The organism is Pedobacter sp., assembly GCF_035317785.1.
In the GTDB taxonomy this organism is placed as follows: domain Bacteria; phylum Bacteroidota; class Bacteroidia; order Sphingobacteriales; family Sphingobacteriaceae; genus Pedobacter.
In genome coordinates this window covers 19,292-40,325 of record NZ_DATHGC010000069.1, presented here as the reverse complement: position 1 = coordinate 40,325, position 21,034 = coordinate 19,292, and the positions used below count along the sequence as shown (strand labels likewise).

The window sequence follows — 21,034 nt, the reverse complement described above, 5'->3', positions numbered from 1 at the left end:
AGCCCGGCTTGTTAAACTAAATTCTGTCTTGATTTCACCAATTTTTTTCATTTTTTTTATCTTTGTTTAAAAGGCGGTCTTTTACCAGCCTGTTTAGGGGCGATCAATAACGGTCGCCTTCTAATTTATTTTCATTTCCTGGACCTGGTTCTGCATAAAGTTTGGATCATACCGGTTCCTGGTCTTGTGAACAGCGAACATCATCTCGAGCAATTGCCGTTGGACTGCGACAATCGCCTTCATTTTAATGCCGTGTCGAGCAACCAATCGATCAAAGACAGCCTTGAACTTAGAATCATATTTTATCGCAGTCAGTGCCGACATATGCAGTGCCTTTCTCAAGTAGCGATTACCCTTTTTTGAGATGCGGGATTTGCCTTTTACCGAAGTGCCAGACTGCTTTTCCTTAACATCCAGTCCTGCATAGCTCGCCAGCTGCCTCCTGTTGCGGACATGCTCAAAACAGTTGGTCTCTGCTATGACTATCGCTGCTGTAATCTCACCGATACCAGTTATACTCGTCAGCAATGATACTGTTGCTCCAATCTTTTCATCGGACTTTAAGAGTTTCAAAAGTTCCTTCTTTATTTCTTCGTCCTGTTTGTTCAAAAAAACGATTCTTTTCTTCATCCTGTTAACTGTAAATTTATTCGGCTCGGCCTCGCTTTGCTCTGCATGTAACTGGTTCTTCACTATAGTTCGTTCGTTCATCAGCTGGTCACGCTCCCTGGTCAGTTGTTTGATCTTTTTGCATACCGGTGACGGTCTCATCCATTTATCAAGTGGTCTGCTCAGCCCGAACTGCGCGATTGCTTGCGATGCAGTTTTGTCGGTTACTGTTTTAACAGTCAGCGTGCGTGCATAGTTGTTGATCTTGTTAGGAAGTATTACACTTACATACTCACCCTTGCTATCAAGAAAATAGGTTAGCGCTTCATGATAGACACCTGTGGCCTCCATAACATACTGCAAGGGAAGATCCTTAAAAGCAAACTTTACCGCCCATTTCTGCAACGCAGCAAATCCTTTCTCAGTATTTGCAAAGGCAGCATGTGCACAAAGCTCGACCTGAAGATCAGAATCCATTTTTCCAAGGCATACAATCAATTCCTTTTTGGAAACATCAATGCCCAATACCTGTTTGATCACTGTTTTCATACCAATCATTTTTATGTAATGAATAATTGAAAATCTCTCTTCGTTTTGTTTCCCGGTGGACATACAGGATACTGGTCAATGACAGCTCCTTACATTCTGTTCAAACTCGAAAAGATAAAAAAGATGAGGCTACATTTAATTATCTGTATGCCTGTGGCTACTTATCATCATCTCTGCTCTCATCCTTTTCAATTATTCTATTTATACTAATTTATTGGTATTATTTTCATCAGTCAAAGAACATCTTATTCTCAAATCAAACATAGGAATCATCATCGCACCACAAACGACAATTTCTCAATAAGCGTTAATTCTCAATCAATTCTTTATTTATGTTGTGCTAACTCTTTAATAACCCCGGCCGGAAACTGATCCAACCGACCAGGGTCGCACTAATCAAAATGGTTGCTTTTTATTTCTTATAACTCCTCAACAAACCTCCCCCAAAACCTTTATTTTTTTTATAAGTAAACGATCTTGCCCGGTTACAACCGGTTATATTAAGTCCATTTGCATCAGTTCCTTCATCATTTCGTACTCTTTCTCCCCTTGCAGGGGATCCTGATTTTCTAGTCTCTCCAACAGGAGGCGATAATATTCAAACTCTTTCATTTTTTAATTCTTAAAAAAGGCTGCAGGCAAAGCCCGCAGCCCGGCTTGTTAAACTATTCATCATCGCACCACAAACGACAATTTCTTTATTGAACCATCCCTCCTCTCTCCCTCCGGGAGAGATGTCCGCAGGACAGAGAGGGAAAGATTTCAAAAACCCTCTCTCCCCGCAAGGGGGATCTCTCCCAAAGGGAGAGAGGAGATAATTTCACAAACTCCCCTGGGCTTCGAATAATTAATAAGCGTTAATTCTCAATCAATTCTTTATTTATTTTGTGCAACCTCTTTAATAACCCCGGCCGGGAACTAAACCGACCAGGGCTTACTAATCAAAAATGGTTGCTCTTTATTTTAATTATCTCTTTTTATAAAATGCGGAGGTGGTTTAATCCTCCGCATCGTAAACCCAATCAATTTTTAGTTATGGCAAATCCTTTAAAATAACAGCACTTGTACTGGGATCTCCATAGGTACAATATTGCTGCAAGCCCCAATATGCGCTTCCATAGCTCTGATAATAATAAAAATCTGGTTTCCATTCAAAGCCATTCCAGAATCGTTCAGTTAATACCATGCAAACAGCATCATTTCCGTATTCACATTGCTCATATGGGTTTTGATCGTCTGGCAGCAGTACATAATTATTTGGATTTAAATAATTGTTAATGTTATACGACGGTGATGGTCCTGTATAAATAAAATAGTAAGAATACTCTGGGTCAACAGCCTTTGCTTCTTTAGTTGCATTAAATTTACTTGGTAGGGTAAATGCCATTGCAGTAATGGTAATTACAAAGGCCAAAACTGGCAATAGAAATCTTTTTAACTTCATAGTTTGAGCCTCCTTTTTCTGAAAAAGGAGAAAATTTAAATGAATAAATAAGTATAGTTTTTGGATGATTGGGTTTACTTCAGTTCAATTTTAAAAGGTATTTCATCATTTATACACTGTTCCTTATCACAGGTCATGTACTTCACTTTGCCTGAGATGACTTTATTACCCTTATCATTCTTCACTTTCACCAGCTGAACAAATTCCACCTTGTGCTCAAAGTAGTGTACGTCAACTCCAAATACTTCTTCATGCTTTTTCTTCATCGTGCCTACCTCTTTGGCCTTTCCGCCCAGCAATATATTCGGGTTCTTGTCAAATGAAATCACAGTCGGCTCTGGCCCACCCTCAGGTGTCCACTGGCTATATGTTGTCCAGCCCTTTTCAATGGTCGTAGTCATATGCACCTCATACAAACCCGGTTTTACAAACTTGCTTGTAAAGATCCAGGCAGCGGGTTTTATAATTTGGGCTTGTGCGCAAATCCCTGCAAATAACAGAACAAATAACAATATCCTTTTCATTTTAACAACCCTTTCAACGTTTTCCTAAGTCCTTCACCTCTAATTATTGGTCCTTGCTGACCTAGACCTTTCTGAGTAATAGAAATAATATTCGAAGCAATTATTTTCCCTTCATTGTCTAATAATAAATAAGAGGGAATTCCATCCTTTGGAAATAGAGTATCGGTAATGTTAGTTAAATCCCTACCTTGATCCCAAGGTGTATTATCCGTAGCAAGAGCCTTCTTCCAAGATATTTCTTTATCATTTTTCGCTGTAACAATTCCAATTATGTTAAAACCCTCACTATTAAATTCTTTATAAACTTCTTTCAGATCAGGAATAGCAGCTCTGCAGGGCGAACACCAACTAGCCCAAAAATCGATTAGGGTAAATTTATTTTGTCGAATTAGTTTTTTAGCCGATATACTTTCACCCTTTACATTAGTCAAAATAAAATCCGGTATTGTATCACCTAGCTTGAGAGCATTAATTTGATTTTCCAATTCCACGCCATAATAACTTCTTTTCGCTTCCAATGTTAGTCTACCATAAGCCTCTTTCGTTCCTTTTTGTCCCAAAGCTTTTTTAAAATGACTTATTCTTTTTGGAGCAAATAACGAAGCTGTATGATTTGCTATCCATTTTAATGCTAATTTGTTATTATCTTTGACAAGACTATCTACTTCTCTTTGCATGTCTGCTTTTTCATACTTTAACCTGTTAAGTTCTATTGAATCTTTTGTTTTTTCAGTTACAATAGTATTGTTAAACAAAGCGCTACTAAGTTCCCTAATTCGATTCGAAATGTTTGCTGTGGCCTTTATCACATCCGCATAATCTTGATGCCCAGGAGATCCAACTACTTCTATGCTTTTCATCCCAAATGTACCAGTTACCTTTATAGATCTATTCTCCAAAAAAATAACATCTAAAGCCGTACTCTTTAAAGGATTTGACTCATTGCCTATGATAATAAAGTGAAATCTTCCATTTTGAGGAAGCTTTCCGGTAAAAGAAAAAAACTCATTTTTTGCAACTGCAGTCGAAATAGTATCCTTGTCCTGATTTCTCAAATATACTTTTGTTCCATTCGGCAGCCCTTTTAAATGGCAATTTACTTCAAAGCCTATTGTATCTTGCGCTACACTTCTCATGAGGATACCACTACATAAAAAGATTAGGGACGCTATTATTTTATTTTTCATTTGTTATTTGTCTGAAATTAATAATCAACTTATTTTAATGCACTTATAGTTCCTTAATTGAAAGACATTTCACGTTCCTTATAGCCTCTTTAATGTGTAGGCCATAAAGTGCCAATTCTCCATTAAGTTTTACTAAATCTGGTTGGAAACGTAAATCCATATCAACTTTAAATGTTTCATTATAACCTGTTTCGTTTAACAATGGAGGAGCATCTTTCTCGCCAAAACAGATTTGCATTTTCTTATTAAGCTTATTTAATAATACTCCAAACGGTGTATTTCTGAATATTGCTGTGCCGTTCATTTGATCCGAAAAATAGCTGTCATCTGATTCCTTCATTTGAACAAATTCAGATCTGCCTTTACTTTTCAATTTATCTGCGTTATTAATTCTGGTGATTACCCAACACTTCAATTTTCTGTTTTCTACTGAGTAAGTTATTCCAAAATGACTTAATACATAATCCTTTAAGTATTTTTTGATATATTCTCTTTCCGCATTATATCCTAATGACATCAGCAATCTATCTGGTAATGAAGAGATCTGAATTTTATATGCGTTTTCCATCCTCCACTTAGACTCAAGGTCAACATTAACTGGCGGGAAATATTTGGTGAAATTTAAGGAATCTCTAACTTCAACTACCACTTTTTTAATCCCAAAGCTTTCATCAACATCAATAAAATGGATCCTAATCAAAGCTGGAATAGGCCAAAATGCGCTTTCATTCAAAGCTATATTTGGGTGCTTTTTCATAATGAAGACGCCTGCTTCCAGATATTTTTCTGGCTCAGGTATATTTAATAGCTGTTCAACGATAGGAGCATTTAATATTTTGGAGGACAGGATTGATTTTTTTAAAGGCAAATCAACTTTGCCGGTTTCTAAATATTGTTTAATATTAGTTGAATTTGTGGAAGTCCCATCCGTCATACCTACAACTTTACCATCTGGTCCAATCCAAACATGATAAGGAACCCCAATGTGTGGAAACAATTTATTAAGGATAGTATCTCCAAGAGGCATTGGTAACGTTACAGCTTTCGCATTTGGACTCTTTTTAAAAAGCAACTTTAACTCTTCTTCATTATTTTTACATACTAACAGTATTTGTATTTTATTTCCAAATTCTTTCTGCAGAGCTTCCATTTTGGGAAAGTTAGCAATGCAGCTCGTACACCCTTTATCCCAAAAATCAAGCACCAACAATTTCCCTTGGAAATCCGAAATTCTAGCAGTTTTTGTAGGGTAATTTCGTATTCTTTCGATAGTGACGTCCTCAACCTTATCACCTAAATCATACCATTTTTGATCTTTATTAATCAGATATTTATTTATTTTTTGTTGCGCAATGGTAGGCAACGACGCCAACAATAGTGATGCCGTTACGTATGCTTTAATACGTTTCATTTTATTAAGATTTGTGTGTTTGCTATTAAATATTCATTAAATACAAGATACTTACCATCCAGGGTTTTGTTCCAGATTCGTTTTTTCCATAGTATCATCAGGGATAGGAAAAGTATATTTATAACTATTTGGCTCTAAGACATATGTTTTACCTCCAACGATTCTTGTAAGTGTAACAGCAAATCTTGGATCCCGGTTCAGTCGTCTTAAATCACTCCACCGTAAACCACGCATAATCAATTCCTTTTTTCGCTCTTCCAATACTTTTCTTAGCGCATCATCGGCACTAGTTGCAGTTATATCTGTATAAGCACCAGACCATCTGGTCCTTAATAAGGTATTCAAATCCGTCATAGCCTCTGCTACTTTTCCAGCACGAGCATAGCATTCCGCCCTGATCAAATAGAGCTCATCTGTGGCCAATCCTGTAAAGTGTAAATTGAATCCAACTCCACAGTAAGTTCCTTTCGATGTTATAAGGCCTGTAGTTAGATTTCTATTGAAAAAAATCTTCTTTCTCAAGTCGTTATCTGCATATAAGTTGTACCAAGTAGGATCTATCCTGTTATTTGTGAAACTATTAGATGATGCCGATGTCATTGAAGAATAAAAAATCATTTCTGGATTATACACCGAAATGGGATTAGTCGTTGACATGGAATTTAAACTACGATAGTCCATCAATGTACTATAACCATCCAAAGACAAGCCAGCATAAATTCCCGCCTGATTATACTCCTCCATGCTCAAATATACTCTAGACAACAATGCCAACACTGCTGTTTTGGAGGGACGGGTTTTATAGAGCGGGGTGTGAGGTAATATATCCAAAGCAGTCAATAGATCCTTAATAATTTGATCATATGTTTGCTTAAGAGTCCCCCGTTTACTAGGAATATTTACATCTGATTCCAAACGTAAAGGAATGCCTAATTTGCTTTCTGCGTTTGTGGCCTCATAAGGCGCAGCAAATGTTTGACTCAGGTCGTAAAACGCTAAGGCTCTATGAAAGAGTGCTTGACCTTTTACATTTCCCCACTCTCCTCGTTCTTCAGTTCCGTTAGGTTCAATTTTACTTAGGCCTTCCAACACTATATTTGCATAATAAACCCTCCTATAACATCCATTATTAGCCACGACCCAATCGACGATATTTTCATTGCGTTGTTCATGTGTCCATGTATAAGCATTTCTATCTCCTCCTACTAAAGCACTAGCTCTTGTTTCCTCTAGATAGTGTCCATCAGAAGCTACCTCCTTTAGATATGGAGTATTTATATTTAGAGTTCCACTATTATCCATTAGAGCTTGCATGTCTTTCAAAGTTGAAGGTACAGAAAGCTGCTTATTTGATTTCACATCATACCAGTCGCCTTTTTTGCAGCTTATACTTAGAATTGCGATACATAATACAATATAATTGAAATATTTTTTTCTCATCTTTTTCATAAGTTTAGAAATTAGCGTTTAGTCCAAATGCAATAGTTTTAGAATTTGGTAATTGAGTAAATGCATAGGCATCTGGGTCAAGCCCATGCTTGTTCGCTTTCCAAATTATTCCGAGATTAGAGACAAACATGTATAACGAAACATTTTTGAATGGGGACTTTTTAAATGTATTTTTATCAAACCGATAATCTAACCGAATATCTTGTAAACGAACATGATCTGCTTTCTCAACTAAAAAATCAGAATTTAAATAAACATTCTCTCTATTTGGATTTGAAGTTAGAGGTAGAGAAGGAACGTTTGTAAAAAGTTCATCTCCTGGTTTCTTCCATCTCAATGTATAATCAAAGTGCCCATTTGGAGAAGATAGAAATAAAGGATTTATATAATTGTAGTCTATTGAGCTTCGTCTAAAATAGTGGCCAAACTTATAGGTGACATTTGCAGAAGCAGAAAATTGTTTGTAATTAATCTGATTGAGAATTGAGCCAAAAAATTTCGGATTCCTCTGACCACTATATCTTAAATCTTCCTCCTTTACTTGAGTTACATTTCCAAATGAAGATATAGTATCTGCCAAATAGAATCTTGGGTCACCATTTAATGGATCCAACCCAGCCCAACGATAACTTAAAATCCTTGATAGCGAGTATCCAACAATAGGGGAACTCACATCACCTGCCAGACTCACTCCTCTTGGTTTTATTCCCTTATATGCTGTAACTTTATCTTTATTAAAACTGGCTAATAATTTAGTAGTCCACATGAACGATTTTTTTTTAACATTAATAGTATTTAGTATAAAATCTATCCCTTTAATATTAATACTCGCTTGATTACCTGTATAACTAACTACACCGCTTGTAGGATCCGGAATTATCGGACCCAATAAATCTATCCCATCCTTTTGATAAAAATCGATACTTCCATTTATTCGATTATTTTTTATAGAAAAATCAATTCCTAGGTCAATTATTTTAACTCGTTCCCAACGTAATTGCGGATTATTAACTGTTAATAAATTGCCCCATATGACGTTTCTTATTGGAACCCCTTCACTTCCAGTTCTATTTATAAAAGTTGCATAACTACTTGCCCCAGAATTCGCATTTCCTGTATACCCGTAGCTTGATCTAAGCTTAAGTGTTGAAAGCCATGAAATGTGATAAAAGTCTTCAAGGTGTAGGTTCCAAGCCAAACCTACATGCCAAAGAGGTACACGACGCAAATTTGCCTTCACTCCAAAAAAATTACTTTGATCTATGCGCCCACTGAGTGTGGCTAAATATTTTCCATTAAAGTCATAAGCTGCATTCCCGTACACACTGCCATTTCTTGTTAAATTTTCACCCGGATCTCCAGTATTCCTTGGAATTCTATTAGCACCTATTGGTCTAGTTGGGAACACGTTTACAACGTCAACCGACTTTGAAGTATACGTTTGTGGATCAAAACCATATAGTGTGCTAAAATTAGATTCACTTGTAGTTTCTCTTAATTCCATTCCTACAAGCGCAGAAATGTGATGCTGCCCAAATTGCTGATTAAAATTTAAGCTCCCACGTATATTCCATGCCTTGAATATATTATTGCTTAAACCAATTACGTCACCTAATGGCCAAGGATAAGTTAATTTACCTGTTGCATCTTTGTTTGTAAATTTATTAATACCATCTCGTACAGTAAAACTTTCCTGACTGCTATAATTGCGTCCATTAGACTGGCTAGTTTGATTTTGGTATTGAAATTCTGCTTTAACCCAAGGTCTGATATTGTATTTCAATATGGCGCTAAGCCTTGTATCATACTGCTGATTTTGATTATCAGTATATTTATAATCTTCAAGAGGCCTATAATGCCAATCTAATAACCCGGGATAGCGCGCGGTATCTATATAAGCCATGCGGAAACTCTTTGGAATAGCCAAAGCCATTCCATTTTCATCAACGAGCCTGGTATAAGGTGAGTAATTGGATAATAATTCATCATAGATAACTGACATTCCAGGACTTTTATTATTCATCCTAGTATGAACAATACTACTACTGATTTCAAGACTCTTGATCGGACGCCATGTATTGTTAAAATTTAACGAGAGTCGACTATTTCGGTCTTCAATATTATCATTTGTACTTTTATCATATCCAATAGAAGAATAATAATTAAAAGTACTGCCTCCGCCGGATAAGTTTAGGGCATACTGTTGATTTAAACTATTTTTTAACAAGTATTTCTGAATATCATTGCGTATATCATATTTACTCAATTCATCCAATTGGGCATTTACAGCTGGATCATTTAAGGCATTGTATCCTACAGTGCTTTCATTCTTTTTTCTGGCAGCAAGTAAGATTTCTATAGATTGCGGAATTATAGGAAAATTATTGATCGAAGGATACAGATCATCATATTCATTAAATATACCTGCGCCATATTGCTGTTTTTCAAACTCAATCATATCTTTTGATGGTATATATGGGATATAAAAAAGATCTGGTTTTTGACCAACTGTTACATTACTGTTAAAACCTATACTTGTTGGTTGATTAAATCTGCCTTTCTTAGTGGTAATGACAATTACTCCGTTCCCTGCTCGGACACCCCAAATACTTGCTGCTGCTGCATCTTTTAAAACTGTAATTGACTCAATGTCATTGGGATTTAAACTCTTCAAATCCCCCTCATATGGAAAATTGTCGACAACAACTAATGCACTATTATTAGCTTCAATAGTACTCACACCACGTATTACAATGTTATTAGGATCCGGTCCTCTGGTACTTGTTGGAGTTGGATTAAAGATTAAACCACTTGTTATATTATAAATTCTATCTAATACTGTTGAGCCAACTGCTCTATTGAATAGTTCATTATCAATTTGAACAAAACTCCCTGTGCTTCGCTCTTTATTCAACTCCTGATACCCTGTATTAAACACTACCTTCACTTCCTCTAATTCCCCAGTCGCCACATTCAGTTTAATCTCCAACGGCATCACCGCATCCTTCAGCGCAATCTCCAACATTTTGAAACCAACATAGCGTATCACCAAAATACCATCATCAGCAACATCAGGAATACTAAATTCCCCTTTATCATTACTATTATAAACCTTAGCTTTCCCTTTTACCTGTATCGACGCATTCGGCAACGGATTACCCGTTTCATCCACCACACGCCCATGCACATCAATATCAGTAAACCTGGCAACCAGATTATCCAGAAAGGAAGGCTCCTTAGCTTTTAACGTTACCGTTTTATTTTCAATCGTATAAGTAAGTGGCTGCTCGTCAAAAATACTTTCCAGCACATCTTCTAGCTCCATGTCTTTTACTTTCAGGCTTACAGATTTAGATTTCTCCAATAGCGCTTCTGTGGCTATAAAATCAAAGCCGCTTTGCAGGCGCAGTTCCTTCAACACCGTTTTCAGCGGCGCATTGGTTTTAGATAAAGTGATTTTTTGTGCAAGGCCGGCAGCGCTGACTTGCATTAGGGACGCTATCAACAGGACTGTGGTGAGTCTCATAATTAGCAGGATTTTATGGTACAGCCGATTAGGCATACCATGTAATGGTATATTTTTATACATTTGTTCAGTTGGTTCTTATGCAGTTTGCCTTTGTCCTCGAAAAACTTCCGGCTTGCTGCGATAAACAGTTGATTTCAATTAATTGTGCCAACATCAACCAGGCTTTAGTCTGGTTGATTTGCATATAGCCCTAGCTATTCTGTCGTAAATGTTTCTTCATTCCCATGATTTTAAAGGTTTGTAATCCTGTTAATTGTATATCAAAGGGGGATTTACCGTGAAACATAAATCCTCCTTCCTTCTATTTTAAAATGAACGTTGTTGGTTGATTCTAGTGCTTTCAGCACTTTAGATACATTGTCAAACCTGGACACAGATCCCCAAAACTTATCCGTTGGCAACTCTCCGGTGTATATGACCTCTACGTTGTACCAGCGTGACACCATGCGCATAATGTCTGTGATGCTTTGACTGTCAAACATAAATTTGTTATTCTTCCAGGCGACAGCAGCTTCAGGGTCTATGTCGGTTACTGCTAACCGGTTAGAACCGGCTAAAACAGATTGTTGGTTAGGTTTTAAGAGTACCATTCTATCTGCCAATGTCTCGTAATCTTTTCCAGGCTCTGGCAAATTATAAACTCTTACACTTCCCTCCAACAACGTCGTCTTAGTATTATCTTCATCCTTGTACGCATTAATATTAAAGTGCGTACCCAGCACCTCTACTTCTTGTTTATCCGTCGCTACCATGAAAGGATGAGTTTTATCCTTTGCTACTTCAAAATACCCCTCACCTGATAGTTTCACATTTCTTGTTTTACTATTCACAAAATTGGATGGAAACTCAAGTTTTGAGTCAGCGTTTAGCCAGACCTTGGTTCCGTCGGGGAGTGTGAATTGGTAAGTCTGGCCTTTGGCAGTACTTGCAGTAAGCGCCATGCTCCTCTCTCCCCCTGGGAGAGATGGCTGCAAGCCAGAGAGGGCAGTACCGTCATCATATTTTAAATCTTTTCCCACTACTACCCCACTCTTCGCATCACTCAGCTGTATCATCTTGCCATTAGCTAGTGTAATAGTCGCACCATTTTTCCCTGGAGCTATATCGTTTGCAACAGCCGTTTTAACCGGTTCTAACCGGTTATCACCGCCAAAATAAAACAAGCCTGCACCAAAAACAACAACAGCTACCGCAGCGGCAGCTATCAGCGAAGTCCCGAATTTACTTCGGGAAGCTGCAACCGCTATCTTCGGCCATAGCTTGACAGTCTTACGGTCTGTCCCTATTACTCTTTGCCTTAGTTCCGTTAGATCAGCATTAAGTTCAGCTTCAGACAAATCGAGATCAGTAGCCTCGCCAAAGGTCAGCCAGTTTTCTACGATAGCCTTCTCTTCTGGACTGCACAATCCTGACTGGTACTTCTCAATTAAACTTTTAGCATCCTGTTGTGACATGTTTTGATTATCCTATTTAGATACATAACGATTTGATGTTAAGCCAGGGTCAAAAAAATATTAAAAAACTTTTCGGCCCCAGTTTTCCCTTCAGGATTTTCAAAGAACTGTGCATCCTGCTCTTTACGGTTTCTTCAGGCAAACCGAGCGTATCCGCAATTTCTTTCCTGCTCATTTCTGTATTTCTACTCATTTCAAAGACGATTCGCATTTTCTCCGGCAATGCGGCTATCTCTTTTTCTATCAAAGCTGCAAGGTCATTATGCCTCACTCTGTAATCCGTGGCTTCAGGCTCCACATTAAGGTATTCCTGGAAGGCATCCAGGTAGCGCTGAGTTACCTTTTTATGCTTATACAGGTCAAATATTTTGTTTTTTAATACCGTATACAAATAGGCCAGCACTTGCCCGGTTATACTCAGACTTTCACGCTTCTCCCAGATAGCGGCAAACAGATCATGAACGATATCCTTGGCCTCCTCCCTGTCATTAATCTTTTTATAGGCAAAAATGTAAAGCAGCGAATGGTATCTTTCAAATATTTCTGCAAAGGCCGCATGATCCCCCTGCTTTAAAAAAGCCACAAGTTCCTGATCGGTATAAGAGCTATAACCAGCCATGATGTTAAATTTTCCCTGTATTAAAGATAATAATTAGTTGTGGCAAGTTTATACATTATTTAATTACCAACGTTAATCACGGGAGAAAATAGATGGACGTTAATAATGATACCTGCATTGCAGAATAATTATTGAATCATCTTCTATCCTATACACGACATGATGCTCCAGATTTAATCTTCTGAACCACCACCCCGATAAATCATGCTTAAGCATTTCAGGCTTCCCTTGCCCCTCATATGGTGTTCTCTCAATTTCTTTGATGATCATATTGATCTTCTTTAAAATTGATTTATCAGTTTGTTGCCAGTAAAGGTAGTCTTCCCAGGCACCGCTTTGAAAAATAATCTTCATTCCTCAATAAGCGATCTTTCCTGCCCTTTGCCTTTTTTATATTCTTCAATGCCTTCCATAAGCCGTGAAGCATTTTTAGGACTTTTTAATAAATGAAATGTTTCCATTAGACTTTCATAGTCAGACTTTGAAAGCACAACAACATCTTCTCCATTGCTCCTGCTGATATACAGCGGACCCTGATTTAAGAATACTTTATCCAGAAAGCTCTTTAAATGTTGTCTAAAGTTAGAGTATGTTGTAATCTCCATGATCTTATCTATAGTATTGGAATTCAAATATAATTAAAAAATTAGAGTTGTACAACAACACGTACAATCCCATCTGGATGTCTCTTCTGCCATGGTCATCGCTAAGCTTTATAGATTATCTGAACTAAAATGTATCTTCGTTTTGACCATTACAAACTATAATGAGTGCTCTTAAACAAAAAATCGCCGGTAAAACGGATAATGAGTTGATGTATTACATTAATAACGTTGACAAACACACAGAAGAAGCGGTACAGCTGGCCTTGGCTGAATTAAAAAGCAGAGGTGTTCAACTTCCCGATACAATTGATGATGATGTTCAAAGAGAATTGGGTGCTAAAACAATTCTTGAACAACAGAAAAACAAAAACTCCTGGAAAAGGAATGTCGTAGAGGATCCGGATGCTCCTCAATACTATTCAAAAACTGCAATCTATGTCTTCTCTATTTTATTTTCTACATTCTTTGGGTCATTTATGCTGGCATCTAATTGTAAAGATGCCGGCAAGCCTGGCTGGCCGGTGATAGTTTTTGGCTTTCTATATTCTGTAGTTTCTATGGCTATTTTAGACCGCTTTAATGCCAATGGCTCTTTCACATTTATCGCCAACAGCATTGGTGTATTAATTATGTACGAACTATTTTGGGCAAGGTATATAGGTGCTGATACCAGGCACCGGGCAAAACCAATCTGGAAACCATTAATCATAGCAGCCGTTATATTTATTCCATTGACGGCCTTAATGATTACAGTATCACACAGCAGAATTAATTCGCGGATCTTACCTTTCTTATCTGCATCCGGGGAAAACAGGATTGTTTTGAACAGCGCACCAGTTCCCACCAATCAAAACTGAATTTTCAGCTTTGGATGGTATCAGCTTCTGGATGGTAAAATACAAAACTTCAGGGTAGTGTTTGATCCGAGACCGCTGCTGGACTGAGTTAATGCTATTTTCTGCGCCTGGAAGCGGCTTCCTGCGCTTGTCCTGCGGTTACGTGGCGTACTTTCTGCGGTTAGAGGTACTTTTAACCGCAGAAGGTATGCAGAAGGCCCGGAGAAATTGTGCGGAGGGGGATGACAGTAACTCTAGAAAACTTTTCTTTTCCATATCTTTAATGAACATATTGATTAACCTCTCCAAAAATGGCTGTTTTTATACCATATGAACGAATAACCTACACAACCAATCTTGATAAAGACGAGGTCATAAAAAGGCTGGTATCAAAAATAGACCCTAATCCCTCTCTCCTCAATTGGAAATTCGGCAAATTAGATCGGCCTTTTAAAGGAGAATTGCTGGGCTATAAATTTAGGTTATCGAAGATTAGCCACAATGGGGTATCATTGCCAATTATAAGCGGAAAGATCGACGACTCTAAAGGAAATGTAACTGTGAGTGTAACCATAAAACTCGACAGGTTATTAATCGCCTTTGCCATGTCTTTCTATCTTATATTTTTTGCTGTTACACTGGCATTTATCATTAGCAGCAACAGATCGTATTGGCCAATAATTCTTTTCCCTATGGTACCTATATTATTCTCCTATATTGTAGCAATGATTTCCTTTAACTTTAAAAGTAGCTTCATAAAAGATGATCTTAAGGAGATTTTTAAAGGGGAATAATAAGCATTTTCAGTAAAAATGGCTGAATGACTAAATTTTATCTTCGAACACCAAACTTTAACGATTCTTATGTCCAAAGCAGTTAGAAACAAATCCCTGATCAGGAAAACCAATTTGGCCAAACGCAACAGTATTCTAAGACCCGAAAAACTCTGGAAATTCTTTTACAACGCGTCCTTTTTACTCGGAATACTTTTGCTGGTTTTAGAAGTTCAAATTTTCCGTGTGACCATTATATCTTACCTTATTCCTTTGGCCGTATTATTTGTTGTCGGAATTTTGGGCCATTTCATTACTTCAAGACACTTGGACGAATTATATCCAGGCGGAAATATTTTTCTTAAGCTGGTTCTAAGCTGCTGCGCCTGGGGAGGTATCGTTTGTTACCTTTTAATGGCCGCCAATTTTTATCTGGCAAACAATGAAACTGAAGTAAAGACATTTCCAATTGCAGAGAAGAGTTCGTTGCCTGGGCCGAAAGGACATAGAGAACGCCGAAGTCCTGTTGCGAGATTCGATTATTTTGGATCTGAAAAAGAATTGATTTTTAAATATCCGGAAACAGAAAAAGTTAAGCGGGCTAAAAGTGTTTATATACATGTGAAAAAAGGTGCCCTTGGCTTTGATGTGATCAGTGAATTTGATGCGTTTTAATCCTAGGGTTATTATAGACGATCTGCATGCGAAAAACTTTGAACAAAATAAGTGATCAAAACGAATCCAGGAAAAATTACAAAATAAAGCAAACCCGCCCGGAAAGCTAAAAAATGATATTTAGAAACCGATTTGAGCTTGTTATTATTGTAGGCCGTAACAGCCATCAATACCGGGGCAGGGAGCATTAAATAAAACATACCTAATGAAGCCATTCCCGACCACCGCCAAAAGAATCCAGTTAACACGACCATCAACAAACCACCATAAGTAATAAAGATAATTAAAAAGTAGATCCCCAGGGTACTGACCAGGTTCTGCTTTCTAAGCTTTGCCAGCAAGCGAAGGTAAATCGCGAGCCCTGCTAGAGGCACAAGCACATGAATAAACAAGACAATGATGATTTCTTTAACGGACATCCTAAGAGATTATCAATAAATTTTAGAGCGCTCAGTCTATTTGTAATAATCAAACAAAAGATCAAATGTTTGTAGTGCCGTCTTAGTGGTCTGTTTAACCGGCAAGCCTTCAGCATTGTACTCATACTCATAAACAGTCGGGTACGGATTTCCATATTGATCGAAGCCAGTATTTTTTACCCTGTTATTCGGATTGAAGTATTCATCAATATTAGTCGGAGAAACCAGCTTGTAAAGAGGATTGATTTTATTGTCGTATTCCCTGAGCTCAACAGACGTACCAGCAAGTGCACCCCTTACATAATGATCCCTTTCGATCTTGGTTACATTCCCCTTATCGTCCGTCGTTAACCTGTCAATTGAAACCAATTCTATAATGCCCCCACTGCGCAGAAATTCCATTTTCTTTGTTTTGATGAAGCCCCTGCTATCATAGGTAAGCGTAACCAGTGAATTATCTTCTCGTGGTTGTGGACCTAATTTTTCTATCAGAACCTCGACTATCTGATTCCCGCTGTATTTATAAATCTGTTTGAAATATGGCTCCAATGGATCTTTCCACCTTGGAGGAGGTGGTGTGGAAACATTCAATGACATTACTATGCCGTCTTTGTAAACAAAATCATGAACTGACATCAAATCAGACCCAGATCTGGTCTCCACTTTGTCAATACGACCGTTGCTGTTGTAATAATAATCTATCCCACCTGGCCCATCAGGCGGGCGCACAGACTTTAACTTTGCCAGCGGTACGGGCTTTTCTTCAGGTTCGTCAGGGCCTGAGTTCTTTTTGCTGCATCCCTGAAACAGTAGTACGACCAAAACCAGAGTTTTGACGAGAGCGTTTTTGAAATTCATAGTTTGAAAATAAGATGTAAATATAATATTTCCCCTTAAGAAAAAAGCAGTTTCATAGAAGATGATCTCGGAGGCACAGCTATTTTTTTATTGATCTATCCTATTACAAAGCCAATGGGCCCGCAAAAAGAAGCGCAAGCTTTGTTTTACTTAAGGGATTTTCAATTTGTCCTGAGGGCGTTGACATGTCGCAAATATAAATGAGAACCTCTAAAGGTAAATTTTTAAGCAAGAATATAATATAGACAGAGAAACTGAAAATAAATTAATACTTTTAAGCAAGCATTAAACAAAAGATGAATAGACGCTCAATAACAATGATTTTGCTGATCACTGTAGCAACATTTGCTGTAACAGGCTGCAAAAAAGAAAAACCAAAAGAAGAGGAAAAAGAACAGGAAACAGAGGGCCAGAACCCTAAACTACTAAATAAAATACTATATGCTGGAGGAACCATAAATCTACCCTTGCATCGGCAGTTTTATACCGTGAATAGCGATGGAACCAATGAAAAACAGCTCACTTCATTCCCAAATCCGGAATATCTGCAGATTCACGGAATGTCGTGGTCGCCAGACGGCACCAAAATTATTTTTGTCTCCAACGAAAGCGGTCCAAGCATCTATGAAATATACATCATGAACGCTGATGGTACTGGTGCGACAAGACTTACTAACAGTCCAAACCGATTAAAAGCCAGTCCATCATTCTCTCCGGATGGAAAAACTATCCTATTCAGCACCTCACCTAAGGACAGATTATATGCCATCCAGCTTTTTACCATGAATATCGACGGTACGGGAGAAAAACAATTGACATTCTTTGAAAATCACGGAATATTCAATTTTACCTCTGCGGGCGCATGGTCTCCGGATGGCAAGAAGATCGTGTTTATGTCAAACAAGGATGCAAAAAAGGACAACTATGAAGAGTATCAATTCTATGTCATGAATAGTGATGGCACAGATGCAACCATATTGAAGACAAAGGCTAAGGTGAAAAATTTTCCGTCCTACTCACCCGATGGCAACAAAATTCTATTTAACGGAAATGTTGAAAATAAGGTAGGACAAAACAGGTTATTCACTATCAATATTGACGGAACGGGAGAAAAGCAAATCACCAACGACCAACTCATTGTCAACTCACCAAGGTGGTCGCCGGACGGCAAGAAAATCATTTTCGGGGGCTACACGCATATGGAAGACTATATGCTGTATACCATAAATGCAGATGGGACGGGTATGATAAAATTAAATACTAAAACGCCCGCAACAGGTGACGTGGTGTGGAGGTAGGTGAAAGCAAGGTAAACGTTTGTCGGCGATACGATTGAGATATTCTACCGAAGACCCTGAAGTTTTTGAAATATTGAAATGAGAGTATTTTCACTGGAAAAAATCTGGCAGATATATATGGCAATTGGCTGTAGACTTGGCGCTAAATGCTCCAATTTCTTGGATTATTTGGCAAAAATATAATATTTAGCTGTTTACATAATCTTTTTGTTTGTGCTAAGTTATATAAGTTTGGGTTAAGAACTATAAGTGGCCGAAAGATTTCATAATAAGCACATCTGTTTTTTACAGTAGTTTAGGATATAAGTAATTCTTTTTTTTCCCATTAATAATTGTAAATTGAGAAAACATTTATAGAAAAGTATGATTGATCTTTATGAGAAAGGCAGGGACACACTTCAAACTTTACTCCAAGAATTTTCCGAAATAGAAAAAGAAAGATTAAACGAAGCTGATACTCGTTTTAGATTCATAGATAGAATATTGATCGATTGTCTAGGATGGGAACCAAAAGACATTAATAATGAAGATGTTAAGGACGGTCACTATTCGGATTACAAACTAAATTTATTCAGACCAGTTGCCGTATGGGAAGCAAAAAAAACGGGAAATTATTTTGAATTACCAGCTGGGGCTACTAAGTTGATTTATCCTTTAAAATCAATCGTGAAGGATAATGAGAATATCAAGAAGGCCTTATATCAAGTAAGTGGATATTGTCATGAACGAGGAATTCAAATTGGCGTAGTTACGAATGGGTGGCAAATAATTGCATTTATAGCAAATAGAAATGACTCCATTGCTCCTTTAGACGGTCAAGCCTTAGTTATACCGAGTTTAAAGATATTCCTGGACAACTATAAGGAGGTTTGGAATTTTTTATCGAAGGACGGGTTTAATGAAGAACGCCTTTTAAAAAAACTTACTGGAGAATTTAACGAAAATCTACCGCCAAAATTAAGCTCAATTATTGATGACTATCCAGGTGTTAAAAATAGAAATCCTTTTCAAACTGAGGTTGAAATAATAAGCGATCTAGTGCTAGAAGACGTAATCAAAGATAAAGCGATTGAAAAGGAATTTCTTGAGGATTGCTATTGTAAAAGTGGATCATTATCTCAATACTCTGTATTAAGCAGGCAAATATTAACGACACGATATAGCTACTTATTTGAGGGTAACGATAAAAAAGCCGTATTAGAACAAGTAATGAATAAAAAGGGCGTATCAAATGATCTATTAGATCTTTTCGCCAACAGTCTCAGCAAAAGGCCAATATTACTAATAGGTGATGTTGGTGTAGGAAAAAGCACATTTATAGACAATCTCCTGTTAGTTGAAGCTCCTCAAATTTTTCAAAAATCTATAACTTTCAAAATAGATCTTGGCTCAAAAGCTATTATTACTTTTGATATAAGGAAAGCCATATTAAAAATTATTATTGATCAACTCAATAATATATACGGAATCAATATCACTGATGATGATTTTGTTAGACACGCATATTATGTCGAGTTGGAAAATTTCAAAAAAAGTGTCCACGTAAAAAGACTATATGAAATCGAGAGCTCTAAAGCCATCGAAAAAGAAATTGATTTTCTAAGTGATCTGGTCAATGACGAAATAGCCCATTTAAAAAAATCGTTGGAGTATATTTGTAAGAACCAATCTAAACAAATAATAATTTTCATTGATAACTGTGATCAAAGAAATGATGCGGATCAGGAAAGCGCATTTTTGATTGCTCAAGAATTCGCAACTGATTGGCCAACTTTAGTATTTTTATCCTTGAGGCCTGAGACCTTCCACAGAACAAAAAAATCAACAGGTGCTTTAAGTGGTTATCACACTAAGGCTTTTACAATTTCCCCTCCAAGGATTGATGATGTGATAATTAAAAGGTTGACATTTGCTCAAAAAATAACTAAGGGGGAAATTTCGCTATCAAAGCTTCAAAATAAAACAAGCTTTTCTAAATTGGAAATGTTATTGGAGTCATTTAAAAACTCGTTACTTCGAAATCGAGGTCTTTTCCAATTTATTGAGAATATTTCAAATGGAAATGTAAGAAAATCAATAGAACTTATTAAGAAATTTCTGGGTAGCGGCCATGTTGATACAGAAAAAATCATTTCAATAATTGAAGACAGAGGAAGTTATACTATTCCTGTACATGAGGTGCTAAGAAGTATCATATTTGGAGACAATATTTACTACAATTCCTATAATTCAGACATTGTTAACATCTTCGATGTAAGAAATAGTAATGAAAGTGACCACTTTACAATCCCAATAATACTGGGTTTACTGAATGATCAATCCGTCAATAGTAGAAACGAAGGTTTTATTCCTATTAATGAAGTATATTCATACATGCAGGAGAAGGGCTTCAATCCTTCTATGATTGATTCCGCATTAAACTTTATGTATAATAAGCAATTATTTGAAACTTCAGAAAAAGGAAATTCGTTACGTACCGAAAAATCGAGTCTTATGCTGCGTACCACGAGTTCTGGGATTTATCATATAAATTATTTAATAACTTCCTTCACATATATTGACGCTATAATTGTTGATGTGCCAATTTTCCAGATTGAAGTAAGAAATCAAATGTGTAATAAATATGATATAGAGTATCGTCTCGAGAGGGCTAAACTTTTCGCTCTCTACTTAAATGATGCTTGGAATAGGTGTAAATTTTCCGACACTTATTTTGTTTGGCCTGTGAAATCTGATGAACTAATAGAAGATATTAAAAATATTCAGGCCAGAATCAATTCGGGAAAAAAATAGCG

The 21,034-nt window shown here is 37.1% G+C and carries 18 protein-coding genes; 5 read left to right on the top strand and 13 right to left on the bottom strand.

Going from position 1 to position 21,034, the window contains the following annotated elements; translation table 11 throughout:
- Positions 1-120 precede the first annotated feature (120 nt).
- From VK541_RS04395 to VK541_RS04345, 11 genes are all read right to left on the bottom strand, one after another.
- Entirely contained in the window at positions 121-1,158 is a 1,038-nt protein-coding gene (locus VK541_RS04395; protein ID WP_324367308.1) for a transposase, read from the bottom strand.
- 1,033 nt (positions 1,159-2,191) lie between these two features.
- Complete coding sequence (locus VK541_RS04390) at positions 2,192-2,602, bottom strand: DUF6520 family protein (RefSeq protein WP_324367307.1); 411 nt, start codon at positions 2,600-2,602, stop codon at positions 2,192-2,194.
- Positions 2,603-2,676: 74 nt separating this feature from the next.
- Positions 2,677-3,126, bottom strand: a complete 450-nt coding sequence (locus VK541_RS04385; protein ID WP_324367305.1) for a protein-disulfide reductase DsbD domain-containing protein — start codon at positions 3,124-3,126, stop codon at positions 2,677-2,679.
- On the bottom strand, positions 3,123-4,313 hold the full coding sequence (locus VK541_RS04380; RefSeq protein WP_324367303.1) for a TlpA disulfide reductase family protein: 1,191 nt from the start codon (positions 4,311-4,313) through the stop codon (positions 3,123-3,125). Before VK541_RS04380 ends, VK541_RS04385 begins: the two co-directional genes overlap by 4 nt.
- A gap of 43 nt (positions 4,314-4,356) precedes the next feature.
- Positions 4,357-5,724, bottom strand: coding sequence for a TlpA disulfide reductase family protein (locus VK541_RS04375; protein WP_324367301.1), 1,368 nt, complete (start codon positions 5,722-5,724; stop codon positions 4,357-4,359).
- A 51-nt stretch (positions 5,725-5,775) separates the two neighbouring features.
- Positions 5,776-7,173 (bottom strand): RagB/SusD family nutrient uptake outer membrane protein, encoded by a 1,398-nt coding sequence (locus tag VK541_RS04370; protein WP_324367299.1) that lies wholly within the window; start codon positions 7,171-7,173, stop codon positions 5,776-5,778.
- A 4-nt stretch (positions 7,174-7,177) separates the two neighbouring features.
- Positions 7,178-10,699 (bottom strand): SusC/RagA family TonB-linked outer membrane protein, encoded by a 3,522-nt coding sequence (locus tag VK541_RS04365; RefSeq protein ID WP_324367297.1) that lies wholly within the window; start codon positions 10,697-10,699, stop codon positions 7,178-7,180.
- A 275-nt stretch (positions 10,700-10,974) separates the two neighbouring features.
- Positions 10,975-12,156, bottom strand: a complete 1,182-nt coding sequence (locus tag VK541_RS04360; RefSeq protein WP_324367296.1) for a FecR family protein — start codon at positions 12,154-12,156, stop codon at positions 10,975-10,977.
- A gap of 49 nt (positions 12,157-12,205) precedes the next feature.
- Positions 12,206-12,775, bottom strand: coding sequence for an RNA polymerase sigma-70 factor (locus VK541_RS04355; protein WP_324367294.1), 570 nt, complete (start codon positions 12,773-12,775; stop codon positions 12,206-12,208).
- Positions 12,776-12,874: 99 nt separating this feature from the next.
- Complete coding sequence (locus VK541_RS04350) at positions 12,875-13,129, bottom strand: Txe/YoeB family addiction module toxin (protein WP_324367293.1); 255 nt, start codon at positions 13,127-13,129, stop codon at positions 12,875-12,877.
- A complete protein-coding gene (locus tag VK541_RS04345) occupies positions 13,126-13,380 on the bottom strand; it encodes a type II toxin-antitoxin system prevent-host-death family antitoxin (RefSeq protein ID WP_324367291.1) in 255 nt (84 codons plus the stop codon). Before VK541_RS04345 ends, VK541_RS04350 begins: the two co-directional genes overlap by 4 nt.
- A 161-nt stretch (positions 13,381-13,541) precedes the next feature.
- Here VK541_RS04345 and VK541_RS04340 point away from each other — a divergent pair, with 161 nt between their 5' ends.
- From VK541_RS04340 to VK541_RS04330, 3 genes are all read left to right on the top strand, one after another.
- Positions 13,542-14,237 carry a hypothetical protein gene (locus VK541_RS04340; RefSeq protein WP_324367289.1) on the top strand — a complete coding sequence of 232 codons (696 nt, stop codon included), beginning with the start codon at positions 13,542-13,544 and terminating at the stop codon, positions 14,235-14,237.
- A gap of 290 nt (positions 14,238-14,527) precedes the next feature.
- Positions 14,528-15,010 carry a hypothetical protein gene (locus VK541_RS04335; RefSeq protein WP_324367287.1) on the top strand — a complete coding sequence of 161 codons (483 nt, stop codon included), beginning with the start codon at positions 14,528-14,530 and terminating at the stop codon, positions 15,008-15,010.
- Between the two features lie 195 nt (positions 15,011-15,205).
- Positions 15,206-15,664: a hypothetical protein gene (locus VK541_RS04330; protein WP_324367285.1), complete on the top strand. Its 459-nt coding sequence runs from the start codon at positions 15,206-15,208 to the stop codon at positions 15,662-15,664.
- Positions 15,665-15,675: 11 nt separating this feature from the next.
- On the opposite strand, the gene VK541_RS04325 is transcribed toward VK541_RS04330, so the two are convergent.
- Both VK541_RS04325 and VK541_RS04320 read right to left on the bottom strand, forming a co-directional pair.
- Positions 15,676-16,083, bottom strand: a complete 408-nt coding sequence (locus VK541_RS04325) for a hypothetical protein (RefSeq protein WP_324367283.1) — start codon at positions 16,081-16,083, stop codon at positions 15,676-15,678.
- A gap of 36 nt (positions 16,084-16,119) precedes the next feature.
- Positions 16,120-16,941, bottom strand: coding sequence for a hypothetical protein (locus VK541_RS04320; RefSeq protein ID WP_324367281.1), 822 nt, complete (start codon positions 16,939-16,941; stop codon positions 16,120-16,122).
- 296 nt (positions 16,942-17,237) lie between these two features.
- Between VK541_RS04320 and VK541_RS04315 the strand changes: the two genes are divergently transcribed.
- A complete protein-coding gene (locus VK541_RS04315; RefSeq protein WP_324367279.1) occupies positions 17,238-18,239 on the top strand; it encodes a hypothetical protein in 1,002 nt (333 codons plus the stop codon).
- Positions 18,240-18,602: 363 nt separating this feature from the next.
- Positions 18,603-21,032, top strand: a complete 2,430-nt coding sequence (locus tag VK541_RS04310; protein ID WP_324367277.1) for a hypothetical protein — start codon at positions 18,603-18,605, stop codon at positions 21,030-21,032.
- Positions 21,033-21,034 lie beyond the last annotated feature (2 nt).